The following is a 12,979-nucleotide window of genomic DNA, read 5'->3' on the forward strand; positions in this document are numbered from 1 at the left end:
ATTTGAAAGTTAACATTAAAAGAGTAGCAGAGGAAGCCGGTGTTTCAACTGCTACAGTTTCAAGGGTAATAAATGGTTCAGATAGGGTTAAAGAAGAAACACGCAAAAAAGTTTTGCGTGTTATTAAGAAGTTAGGCTATAAGCCTATGCCGGCTCTGAGAAAAATTGCTGATTTAAATTATACTATTGGGGTTTTAGTACCTAACCTTGTAGGAGATCATTACAATGAAATGGTAATGGCCATAGAAGATTATGCAAGTAAAAATGGTTTTGAGCTTATTGTTTCTATACCAAAGATGCTTCCCGAATCTGAAAGGTATGTTTTAGACCAGTTTTTTAAAAGAAAAATAGATGGTGTAATATTATGCGAGTTGTACACCGGTGTTACATACCTTGAGCCATTCTTGAAAAGTGGGGTTCCAATAGTTGCTCTTGATTACAATATAGAGGATATAACCTGTGATTCAGTAAACGTTAATAATAAACAAGGAGCATTTATTGCAATGAATCATTTATACGAAAATGGGCATAGAAAGATTTTATTTATTAGAGGGCCTCATCTTTCGCCTGCTGCTTTAGAAAGAGAAAAAGGAGTTTTAAAGTTTCTGAAAAAACATGATGATGTGGAAGTTTTTTATAGTGAGTTTGAAGGATATGAACCAGAGATTGGCTATGAATCTGTTATAGCACACTTAGAAAAGTATGGAAAGAACTTTACAGCTATTTTTACAATTAACGACTGGACAGCTACCGGAGCTTTGAGTGCACTGTATGAAAAAGGTTTAAAGGTCCCTGAAGATATATCTTTAGTAGGATTTGATGATGCACCTTACGTTAAATATATTGTTCCACCTTTAACAACGATAAAGCAGCCTAGATGGGAAATGGGACAAACTGCGGCGCAATTGTTGATTGAAAGGATACAAAATAAAGGTTCGAATATACCAAAGAATGTAATTCTTCAACCGCAACTTATAGTTAGAAAATCAGTTAAAAAAATTGGATAAACTTAAAGAAATTCCCCCGGACTTTTTAATTAACATCCGGGGGTTTTATTAGTTAAATTTCTTCTTCCACAGGTACGATTTCTTTATTAGACTTAAAGATAACTATAAATCCTTCTATCATTATCCATAGAGCAATTACAAGTGTTGAAATAGTTACGAATATTAATAGACCATTTCCGCTGCTTATAAATTTTTTGAGATTTAATACTGTTGCATACAGTGTTATTATAAACATAAATATCATTGGTATTCCTGTAATCCATATTGGTTTTTTCTTTTTTGCTAAATAGACCGTACCAATTAATAGGGCTAGAGCAGCAAGTAATTGATTTAATGCACCAAATACTGGCCACAATGTTAAAGCACCTTTACCATCTCCTGTTGATAATGCTAGTGCTAAAGCTGCTAGTATTACTATTGCAGTAGCAATAAATCTGTTTTTTAAAGGTTTGACTACTACTTCACCTTTTTTGTTGGAGAATAACTCTTGCAATGCAAATCTTTGAATTCTTGTTGAAGAGTCCATGGTTGTTCCTGCAAAAGAAACTATAAAGACTGCCATTATTGTTTTTGCTAAATCTAGTGGTATTCCATATGAATGCATCAAGTTTGCCGAGCCATTGATTACGGCTGCTAGTTTTGCGCCCAAACCACTTGCTGTCGCCCATGATGCATAATGTGATGTAAATGCTTGTACTCCTCCACCATTCATTCCAAGCCCTGCGGTAACAGCAATAATTATTATTGTAGCTAAAACACCTTCAAGGATCATTCCACCGTAGCCAATTAAATGAGCATCTGTTTCTTTTTCCATTTGCTTAACTGTTGTACCAGAAGCTGCCAAACTATGGAAACCTGAGATAGCACCACATGCTATTGTAATGAATAAAATTGGAAATAGTGGAGGTGCATCTGGAACTGTTTGGAATGCTGGAGCAACTATTTTAGGATGTCCAATTATAACGCCTAGTACTAATAGTGACATAGCAATTAAAAGTTCGTGAGAGTTTATATAATCTCTTGGTTGTAGTAACTTATGAACTGGCATAGTAGAGGCTATAAATACATAAATCATTAAAATGTATATCCAGCCAAGAAGTGATATACCACTAATTGGGAACACTACGCCAATAGCAATTGTTACATACATTAATATAATTGCAATTATGGAATATAACGTATCATTTTTTCCTTTGTTGTAAACCATGTAACTTAACCACATAGCAATTGGAATTTCCATCCATACTGGAAATACAGATTGTGGGTACATAATAAATAGTAAAGCTACTATCATAGCAAAGACAGCTAATACTATCCATAGCAAAAATTGTATTAGCACTAAAAATATTTTAGCTGTTCTTTCATTTATAAGATTTCCTGTTAATTCACCAATGGTTTTACCTTGATGTCTTGCAGAAATTACAAGAGAAGTAAAGTCATGAACTGCACCCATGAATATTGAGCCAAAAAACACCCAGATAAATGCCGGAACCCATCCCCAAATAACACCTATTGCAGGACCTACAATAGGGCCTGTACCTGCTATTGTAGTAAAGTGGTGACCAAGTAAAATATGTTTTTTTGTTGGAACAAAATCAACTCCGTCTTCAAACTCTTTTGCTGGAACAGGGTTTTTATCATTTAGACCAAAAATCTTCTTTGATATCCACTTTCCATATGTGTTATATGCCACCCAGTATCCAACGAATGCTAGTATAGCCAGTATCAAAGAATTCATAAAAATTTCCCTCCTCTCTAATGGTTTTCCAAAATCTAATTTATCATTAGAATAGGCGGTTTAATCTTATACGTTAAAAAAATGGCCTAAACGGCCATTTTTTAGGAGCAAAAGATATTGATTTTTCTTGACAAAGGTTATATTTTTAGGATTTTTTTAACTTCTTTTAGGTGAGTTTTTCCTATAGGAAGTAATTTTTTGTTTTTCATTTCAAGAGAGATAGGTTCTTTAATAAATTTTTCAATGAAGTTGAGATTTATGATATATGATTTGTGGATTCTAACAAAGTTTTGTGGAAGATCTTTTTCTAAACTTCCAAGACTTTTGTAATGCTTAATTACAAATTCATTATCTTCTGTAATTGCGATGATATTTTTTTCAAAATATTCGAAATATAGTATATCATCAAAGCTTAAAAAAATTATTTCATTGTTGTTTTCTGCTGCAATCGTATTAATAATTTTTTTTGTACATAATTTTTCTTCTATTCTTTTTATAGTTTCAAGAAATCTTATTTCTGACACAGGTTTTGTTAAATAATCAAGGGCATTAACCTCAAAAGCGTCAACGGCGTACTCTGAATAGGCAGTAACAAAAACTATTTCGTACTTATCAAGGTACTTTGCAGCTTTAATGCCGTTTATAGATGGCATTTCAATGTCCAAAAAAATAACATCAGGTTTTTTATTTTTTTTATTTTTTAAAAATTCTTCAACGCTTTCAAAGCAACCTATTATTTCAAAATCTGTCATTTCGTTTATTAGATCTTTTAAACTTTCCCTTGCATAGTATTCATCATCTATAATAGCTACTTTTAGCATACAGCTTCACCGACCTTTATACTAATGCTTTTTATTTTTATCTCAACTGTTGTTCCACCAAAGATTCCGTTTTTTATAGAAAAATTATAATCTTCACCGTATATTGATTTTAATCTTTTTTGTATTAGCTCAAGCCCTTTTCCTTTTTTATTTGAAGATTTAAAACCTTTACCATTATCTTCAACAGAAATTTTTACATAGTTATCGATGCTCTCAACCTTTACTTTTATTATCAACTCATCTTCCTTCATTCCGTGTTTTATAGAGTTTTCAACAAGGGGTTGTAGTATAAAAGGTGGAATTTTTATTGTATTTTCAACGTTTACCGTTATTTCATAACTTAATTTATCTTTGTACCTTAATTTCATTAATTCTAAATAGTTAGTTGTGAATTTTATTTCGTCTTTTAAAGAAACAAATTTTTTGTTTTCATATAGGGTATATCTTAATAGTTCTGAGATGTTGTCAATAAAATAATTTACTTTATCAGGTTCCTTTTTTGAGATATATTTTATGGCATTTAGTGTGTTAAATAGAAAGTGAGGGCTTAAGTTAGACATTAATTCTCTTAGTTTTTCTTCAGTTGCTAGCTTTAAACTTTCATTAACTCTAGCCAATGAAATAATTAGTGATAATGTCTGAGCAAGTTTTTTTCCAAAGATTATGTCAGAATTTTTAATTTCGCCTTTTTTTGAATAATATAATTTCAAGGTTCCAATTAATTCATTATTTAAATCCGTTAGAGGGATTATTATTCCAGAATAAAGCGGACAATTGTAAGCAGAGCAACTGATCCCTTTTTTTCCAACAACCTTTAAACCATGTCCGCTTTCAATTACTTTTTTTGTTGCATTGGTTTGTATGTTCATTCCAGTAACGTGGTGATCACTACCAATGCCTACATGAGTCAATATTTTATTTTTATCCGTAATGGCTACGGCATCAAAATTTGTGTTGTTTAATATTGTCTCTGCTATTAATTTTGCGTTTTTTTCGTTAAAACCTTCTTCAATAGAACTTAAACTTTTTTCCATTATGACAAATATAGAGTTTATTGTATTTTCTGCTGTTTGCTCCAATTGTTCTTCTATATTTTTAATCATGTAATTTAAAAAAGAAACACCAAGAGAATTTGTTATTACCATTGGGAAAAGTATTTTAAATGTTATATCAAAGGCAAGAGAATATGGTTTTACCATAACCAAAACGTATGTAAGGTGTATGATTTCAATTAATACAGTATAAAGGAGTGTTCTAACGAATGTAAAGTGTTTTCTTCCATAAAGATGTGAGATAAAGCCACTTATAATTCCTGCGGTTATTGTTCCAAGAAAACATGGAATAACGGTTATACCACCTAAAAAGAGTCTAAAAATTGAAGATATTAAAGCAGCAATTAAACCGGCAGGTATTCCTCCTAGCATTCCTGCAAAAATAACTCCAATATCTCTGTAATTGACTATGGCACCATTATATCTGATTCCAAAAACTGTTCCTAAGATTCCTAAAAATCCTCCGATAATACCTAAAACAAGTCTATTTTTTGCAACTAAGGTTTTACCAAAAATATTTTTGATAAAATAACTTTGAAAAGTTATATATGTAATTACCAATATTAAGGAAACCCTTTCAAGTAAAATTAAACTTATATTTTCTAGCATGGATCTCTCATCATCGCCCTTTCACCAAAATCTCCTAAATCTTTTAACTCGCAATTGCCAAGTTTTTTTGCTTTCACCTTTGCATCTTTGTAAAAGTTTAAAGTTATGAACACTTCAACATTTTTAAGGTCTTTAAGCATTTCTTTAGCTTTTCCTTGCGGTTCTTTAGCTGTATATATTAAAACTTTTTCATACATGTTCAAAACTTTCTTAATGCCCCTTATATCGATAACCCCTAAAGCAGTACCGTATAAAATGAGAGTTTTAATGTTATCACATCCTTTTTGTTTTTATTTCCAGCTTATATTGTATCAAATAAAAAACATTAAAGGAAATTCCTGTATTTTACAGGAATTTCCATTATTTGTAAATATTTTCCTTTTATTATCTTTGATAAGGTATAAATTAGCCTTTTAGACCGCTGCTAACAAGGCTTTTAACGAATAGATTTTGAATGAGGAAGAATACTAAAAGGGTAGGTGCAAGAACAATCATAGTACCTGCCATAATTGTTCCCCAGTTGTTTGCAGCTTCTGCATCAATTAACATTTTTACTCCGATTTGTGCTGTTTTCATTTTATCATCCATTGTAACAACAAGAGGCCACAGATACATGTTCCAGGCATATACAAAGTTGATTAATGCAGCTCCTCCGATCATAGCTTTTGATAATGGAAGTAAAACTTTGAAAAGGTATTGCATTGGACTTGCGCCATCTATTCTTGCTGCGTCACTTAATTCCATAGGAATGGTTCTAAAGTGTTGCCTCATTAAAAATGTATTTGTAGCACTTGCAGTAAATGGGATTATTAAAGCATAATAAGTATTTACCCATCCCAGAGATTTCATTAACAAGAAAAGAGGAACAATCATTACTGTTTCAGCTGGAAGAAATAGTGTAATAAACAAGGTAGCAAAAGCGACTTTCTTGCCTTTAAAGTTAAAATTTGCAAAAGCATAACCTGCTAAAATCCCGGTTATTAGCTTTCCAAGGGTTATAAACAAAGCTACTATAGCAGAATTAATTATCATTCTTCCTAGTGGCACAAGTCTTAATGCTTCTTTATAGTTTTGCCAATATAAGCTTTTTGGTATTATTTTTGGAGGAAAGCTAAATACTTCAGCAGGAGTCATAAAACTCATCATAAAAGCAAGGAAAATTGGAGAAAACATAATAATTGTAACCAAGATTAAAATGATTTCTGAAATAATAAAGGAAACTTTATTTTTTCTATTCACAATTATCACCTCACTGATAATGTACACCTTTTTCAACAAATCTAAAGTAAAGATATGTAATTATTGACATTACACCAAACATTACTACTGATTCAGCAGCTGCAAGGCCGTTGTCTTGGAAAGCAAATCCATCCAGATATAACCTGTAAATCATTGTAGTTGTACTTCCCAATGGGCCTCCTCGAGTCATAATATCTATAATTCCAAAAGAGGAAAACATGGTTGTGGTAAAGTTCATTATAAATAGATAAAAGGTAATAGGAGTTACAAGTGGGAATTTAATTTTCCACATTCTAGTCCAAGAGCTTGCCCCATCGATGAGGGAAGATTCTAAGATTGAATCTGGAATATTTTGGAGAGCAGCTATGTAAAAGATCAGATCAAATGGTAGCATTTTCCACACGGTTGCTGCTATTAATGCGATCATAGCATATGGCACAGTTGTTAACCAGTCAACGTCTATATGGAAGATAACTTGAAAAAGATAGCTCAAAAGACCTGCAGTTGGAGTAAACATCATTGACCAAAGGGTTGCAGAAATTGCTGGTGAAACTGCATATGGTGAGAACATTAAAGTTCTAAAAATTCTAGTACCAGGTAAGTTTTTAACTAATAGTTGTGCTATTAGAAATGCAAGAAATATAGTAATACCAACACTAGAAAGTGAGTAGATAAAAGTTGTTCTTAAAACTTTATAATACTCACTATCGGTAAATAAATCAATATAATTGTCTAGTCCAACAAAAATAGATTTATCACCAAAGAAAGATTCTTGAAAGAAGCTCAATTTAAAAGAATTAAAGGCTGGAAAATAAATAAAAAGAATGATTATTAAAAAGGTTGGAACTAACAAAAGATATGGTGTTAGTTTTCTCAAGACAACACCTCCTATTTCTATAAAAGCGCCTCCAAAAAGGAGGCGCAACTAAAAATTAATAAAAGAACTTATTATTCATATAGCCTATTGTATTTCTTCAATGCTCTTGTAACTTGATCAGCTGCCCAATTGAGAGCTTGGTCAACTGTCATTTCACCGTTTATAACTTTCTCGTATGCTGTTTCTATAATTTCTCTTGTTTCTGGGAACACTCCAATAATTGCACCGTTTGTATTAGGTGTTTGTTTTGAAAGAAGGAGTTGGAATATTGCTGTTAAGTAATTTGGATGATCAGCGTAGAATCCTTCCATTAAAAGTTGTTCTAATGCATCTTTCCTTACAGGGAAGTAACCAGTTTCAAGGTGCCACTTAATTTGTTGTGCAGGTTCTGTCATCCATTTTACAAATTCCCATGCAGCATCGATTTCTTCTTTTGGATGGTTCTTAAGAATCCAGAGTGAACCTCCACCTATTACAACACCACCCTGGATAGAAAGGCTTGGTTTTGGCAAGAATGCAGTGCCAACTTCCCAACCATTTTCTTTTGCGGTATCAGTTATGAATTTAACATCTGAAGTTGAGTAAAGTAACATAGCAGCTTTACCGGAGAGGAATATCTGTCTTGCCCCGCTCCAATCTTCTCTCTTTGTGTTTATTAATAATCCTTCTTTAGTCATCTTTGCTAATAGTTCGAAAATATTTTTACCTGCTTGACTGTTGAATACAGCCTCGGTAGGTCTTTTGTCTCCTCTACCATTGTCATAGTTTACTAGTGGTGCATCTTGAACTGCCATAAGTTGTTCAAAGAACCAAGAGTGTGTTGGCCAAGTTAAACCATATCTTATAATATTTCCATCTTTATCCTTTTTGACCAGTTTTCTGCTATATTCGATTAATTCATCGAAGGTTCTTGGTGGTCTATTTGGATCTAACCCTGCTTCTTTAAAGAAAGTTTTGTTGTAGAATAAAATTGCATTTGAAGAATTAAATGGCATAGAATAGAGTTTTCCGTTAACTGTGTAATAATTTAGAACTTGAGGTAAGAAAGCTCCTAAATCAATACTTGGATCTTTGGCAATAAGATCTCCTATTGGGACAGCTATGTTTCCATCGATCATAGCTCTTGTTCCTATATCGTATATTTGTACAACGTGCGGTGCATTCCCAGCTTTTACAGCTGCAATTGTTTTGTTGAATGTATCTCTGTAAGATCCTGTGTACTGAACGTTTACTTGGATATCTGGGTGAGTTGCCATAAATTCTTTGGCCATGTTTTCAAGAAGTTCAATTCTCCAACCACTCATAGCATGCCAAAATTCAATAGTTACTTTTGAAAAGCTGAGTATACTTATAACAACAAGAATTAAAACCAACAGCTTTTTCATTTTCAATCCCCTCCTTTTTTAAGTTGCGGATTAATTATACAATAATTTAAATTAATAAGAAAAAGTATGAATTTTACAGAAACTAAAAGTTATAAAAACAATATTGATAATAATAAACTATAATTAAAAGAGAGCAACAATATCTAATTTACATAAAAATTAATCTGGTTTTAAATATATAAAGTAACTAGATTTGAACTTCTCAAAAAGATTTTATTAAATGTATATTTAATTTGTTTTTGGAAATATTAAGATATATTAAGGTACAAAATTAATTTTTTCTATTAAAGTGATGTATAATTGTTTTGTATAATCACATTAGTGGGGGTAATAATATGAAAAAATTTTTTGTGTTTTTCTTATTAACAACCATAGTACTTTCTTTTTCTTTTAGCTACTTTAGAACACCAGATGTTTTACTTTATCCAAATAGAACTATATCGTTTTATTCAGATGAGCCTGTTTCAGTAAGAGTATACAAGTTTGATATAACTAAAGAGATATTTGAAAAGAATTTAAAAGATGGAAAATCAGTAAGATTTTTGCTTGAAAAGTCTGATGAAAAAGTGTTTTCAATAATTCTTCCACAAAGTCCAGGGGCATATTATGTTGTTTTGGAGGGAAAAGATAAATATGTCTCCAATTTATTTTTTCTTACAAACTATGAAGCCTTTGTAGCAAGCAATGATAAGGAATTTTATTTTTCGGTGTATGATTTAAAAGAAGGAAAATTTGTAAGTAAACTTTTTTACTTTGATGATGATTATTTAAGGATGGTTTCAGTGCCTGTTTTTAAAGCTGATATAGAAAAATACAAAGGAAAAGTCTTTTTTTATGAAAACAACGTAGTCTTTATCTCAAGGTATTCTGCATACAATCCTTATTCAGAAAAAAAGGTTTTGGTGTTCTCAGATAAGCCTATTTATAAACCTGGTGATGTGTTAAGGTTTAGGGTTAATTTATTTAAAAGAGAAGGTAGTAAATACGTTCCATATTCGTCGAAAATATTAGTCCATTTAAGAGATCCATTTTCAAATGAGATTTTTTCTCAAGAGTTTAATACGGATGATTTTGGAGGAGTATCATTTGAATATAAGACAACAGATGAGATAATAACTGGAAATTATGTATTAACAATAGAAGAGAAGGGAAAAGCTTTAGGTTATCACTACTTTTTATTGCAAGATTATGTAAAACCTACTTACACAATAGAGCTTACCCCTTCTGCCACACAATCTATTGTAGGACAAACTGTTAACGTAAAACTTTCTGCAAGGTATTTAAATGGAGATCCAGTAAAAATGGCTCAAGTTCTTTTTTATGCGTTTAGAGATGGTAGGTTGATTAATAAAACTAAAGCAGTAACAGATGAAAATGGACAGGCAGTGTACGGATTATATCTAAAAGAAGGTGGATATTATCGTATACAGTCTCTTGTAGTGGATGATTCAGGAAGACAATATGAAAAACAAGTTTTTATAGATGCAAAAAAAGATAATGTAAGTATAGATGCAAAGATAAACAACAATAAGTTGAATTTGTACATAACTGATCTTTCAGGCACGCCACTAAATGGAGTTGCTTTGATTAAAATAAACGAGAAAGAAGAATATGTAACAGTTTTAGATGGAAAAAGTTTCTTGAATTTGCCAAAAGATACATGGTATGTTGAAGTTCAATTTGGAAAGGAAAGAAAGTTAGTATTTAAAAGATACAGAGAAAGCAATGCAGGAATATTAACTGTTGATAGAGATAGTATAGAACCAGGAGGAAAGGTAAAAATAACGGTAGAGCCGAAAGACGATGTTGGAGTGTTAGTTGCCGGTGGTACAAATATTGATGTGTTTGAGATCATAGATAATAAGCTGGAAAGTGTAGAGGTTAGTATTCCAAAAGAAGAAATATCAGATGGATATTTTATCTCTTATTATGGATTAAAATTTAATGATAATATAAAGATAAATATTTTGCATGATAGGGTAAGAAAATTAGAAATAAAGACAAATAAGGATGTTTATAAACCAGGTGAAATTGCTAAAGTTTCTTTTAAAGATTCAAAATCATTAAAAGTGGTAAGCATTGTCGATGAAGGCCTCTATCTTTTGTCTGATAGGGGTTCTGTTATAAATGACTTATATCCAAGACTTTATTATTCAACTTTTGAAGTCTATAAATCTTCGAAATATATTTATTTAGACTATCTAAGTCGATTTGAAAATGAAAAAGAAAAGCATATATTTGCAAGTTCGAAGGAATCGGAAGAAAAAAACATTAGAGAGTATTTCCCAGAAACTTTGTACTGGAGTCCTAATCTTTTTGAAGAAAATTTAACCTTGAAAGTACCAGATAGTATAACAAAATGGAGAGTTCTAGCATATGAAATCTCAAGTGACTACATTTCAGAAGGAAGTGCAACGTTTGTAGTTACAAAGCAATTTGAGGTGAAATTATTTGTTCCAGAATTTTTAACAAATAATGATCAACCAGATTGTGTAATTTATGTAAAAAATTATACTGGAAAATCAGGAAAAGTTGAGGTGAAATTGAGTGTTAAAAATGCAACTTCAACTTTTGAAAGTGGTGTTTTTAATATAGAACGTGATTTAAGAATACCATTTTCACTTAAGGGTGTTAGTGGAAAAAATGTAGATCTTATTTTGGAAGCATCTTTGAATGATGAACATGATGCTATAAAGATTAAAGTGCCTGTGAATGCAGCTTATATTGAAAAAGTATCAAGCAAAGTTTTAAGAATAAAAGGTAAAATGGAGTTTGAAAAAGATGTAGATATAAAGGTTATAAATAATTTAAAAGATTTACTTGCTGAATCTATTGAGAATTTGATAACTTATCCTTACGGTTGTACTGAACAGACTATGAGTTCTTTTTATCCAGCTTTGGTTGCAAAGAAAATATTGGAAAGAAAAGACATTGATGACATAGTTTTAAAAGGGTTTCAGAGAATTTTAAAACTGCAGCAAAGAGATGGTGGTTGGGGTTGGTGGTCTAATGATAAAAGTGACGTTTATATGACTAGCTATGTTTTAGAAGGATTATATTATGCAAAACAGAATGGATATTACTTTCCACAAGTTTCTTTGGATGAAGCAATAGGTTATCTAAAAAAACAAGAGTTAAATGGATATGCAATTTTTGTGTTAAAGTTATACGGAGAAGAAGTAGACTTTAAATCAAAAAATATTATTGATGAAATATTTACCACTCCAGAAAAAGTTTTGAAATATGCAAAAGTTGGAGAAAATTTTGCATATATAGAGTCGAATGGATTTTATTCTTCGGTATATCTAACAAGCTATGCGTTAAGACTTCTGTCTTTGGAAGAAAAATATCCGGATTTAAGAGAAAAAATGGTAAATTATCTTCTTTCGAAAAAGGACGGTCCCTTCTGGTATTCGACGAAAGATACAGCTGCTTCTGTTCTTGCAATTCTTGAGAGTGATAGTTTTAAAGACATAAAGAGTGATATAGCAGTTAAAAGTGAAGGCGGAAAAGTAATTGTAAATGGTGAAGGGTTCATTGAAGTAAAACAAACTGAGAGAATTGAAAAAGAAGATCAATACCATGGAATAAAGTTAAAAACAGAAATTTTTAAAAGGTATGAATTTTTATTCGATGGAGAGTATATTGATGCGTTTTTACCAGTGAAAAGTAGTTGGATCCCAATTAGTATGGAATTAGTCGATTCAACACCTGTGCAGATTTCAAAAGTGACTAAAGAAATCTCAGTATTATTGAAAGAGGGCACTCCACTTTCTTTTGAAAACGGGAGATTAGCTGTAGAAGGACCGTTTAAATTTGTGGGAAATGAGTATAGTTTTGGTAAAGGATACTATGAAATTCAATTTGTAGAAAATGATAATTTTGAAATTCAAAAAGGAGACTTTTTAAAGACGCAAATTACCATTGATGGTACCGGAGAATATTTAGTGGTTGAAGAATATCTTCCTGCATGTGCACAGGTTAATAAATATTACTATGAAAAAACACCGGAGTATTACAGTAAATTTTCGTATAGATGGTATGAAGATAGTAATATATGGTACAGCTATAGAGAGGTAAAAAAAGATAGGGTAGCATTTTTTATTAGATACCTTACTCCCGGAAAACTTACATATTACTGGAGAGTGACTTCTAGTGGAAAATATATTAAAAAGCCTACGTACGTTTACAATATGTACTACGAGGATACTTACGCTATCTCTCATATTGATACCTTTGTTATTAAATAGT

The 12,979-nt window shown here is 31.4% G+C and carries 9 protein-coding genes; 2 read left to right on the top strand and 7 right to left on the bottom strand.

Annotated elements, in window-relative coordinates; all coding sequences use genetic code 11:
• The first annotated feature begins 2 nt into the window (after window positions 1–2).
• Window positions 3–1,007: a LacI family DNA-binding transcriptional regulator gene (locus OB7_RS07365; RefSeq protein ID WP_114702910.1), complete on the top strand. Its 1,005-nt coding sequence runs from the start codon at window positions 3–5 to the stop codon at window positions 1,005–1,007.
• 52 nt (window positions 1,008–1,059) lie between these two features.
• On the opposite strand, the gene OB7_RS07370 is transcribed toward OB7_RS07365, so the two are convergent.
• The 7 genes from OB7_RS07370 to OB7_RS07400 form a co-directional block, all read right to left on the bottom strand.
• A complete protein-coding gene (locus OB7_RS07370) occupies window positions 1,060–2,745 on the bottom strand; it encodes a carbon starvation CstA family protein (protein WP_114702911.1) in 1,686 nt (561 codons plus the stop codon).
• Between the two features lie 137 nt (window positions 2,746–2,882).
• Window positions 2,883–3,566, bottom strand: coding sequence for a LytR/AlgR family response regulator transcription factor (locus OB7_RS07375; protein ID WP_114702912.1), 684 nt, complete (start codon window positions 3,564–3,566; stop codon window positions 2,883–2,885).
• Complete coding sequence (locus OB7_RS07380; RefSeq protein WP_114702913.1) at window positions 3,560–5,227, bottom strand: LytS/YhcK type 5TM receptor domain-containing protein; 1,668 nt, start codon at window positions 5,225–5,227, stop codon at window positions 3,560–3,562. Before OB7_RS07380 ends, OB7_RS07375 begins: the two co-directional genes overlap by 7 nt.
• Window positions 5,221–5,424 (bottom strand): hypothetical protein, encoded by a 204-nt coding sequence (locus OB7_RS07385; protein WP_004104412.1) that lies wholly within the window; start codon window positions 5,422–5,424, stop codon window positions 5,221–5,223. The genes OB7_RS07380 and OB7_RS07385 overlap by 7 nt, the downstream gene beginning before the upstream one ends.
• A gap of 208 nt (window positions 5,425–5,632) precedes the next feature.
• Window positions 5,633–6,466 carry a carbohydrate ABC transporter permease gene (locus OB7_RS07390; protein WP_012579683.1) on the bottom strand — a complete coding sequence of 278 codons (834 nt, stop codon included), beginning with the start codon at window positions 6,464–6,466 and terminating at the stop codon, window positions 5,633–5,635.
• Window positions 6,467–6,476: 10 nt separating this feature from the next.
• Window positions 6,477–7,343: a carbohydrate ABC transporter permease gene (locus OB7_RS07395; RefSeq protein ID WP_114702914.1), complete on the bottom strand. Its 867-nt coding sequence runs from the start codon at window positions 7,341–7,343 to the stop codon at window positions 6,477–6,479.
• A 71-nt stretch (window positions 7,344–7,414) separates the two neighbouring features.
• Window positions 7,415–8,728, bottom strand: coding sequence for an ABC transporter substrate-binding protein (locus OB7_RS07400; protein ID WP_114702915.1), 1,314 nt, complete (start codon window positions 8,726–8,728; stop codon window positions 7,415–7,417).
• A 335-nt stretch (window positions 8,729–9,063) separates the two neighbouring features.
• Here OB7_RS07400 and OB7_RS07405 point away from each other — a divergent pair, with 335 nt between their 5' ends.
• Window positions 9,064–12,978, top strand: coding sequence for an MG2 domain-containing protein (locus OB7_RS07405; RefSeq protein ID WP_114702916.1), 3,915 nt, complete (start codon window positions 9,064–9,066; stop codon window positions 12,976–12,978).
• The last annotated feature ends 1 nt before the right edge of the window (window position 12,979 follow it).

The organism is Thermosipho africanus Ob7, from assembly GCF_003351105.1.
GTDB lineage: Bacteria > Thermotogota > Thermotogae > Thermotogales > Fervidobacteriaceae > Thermosipho > Thermosipho africanus.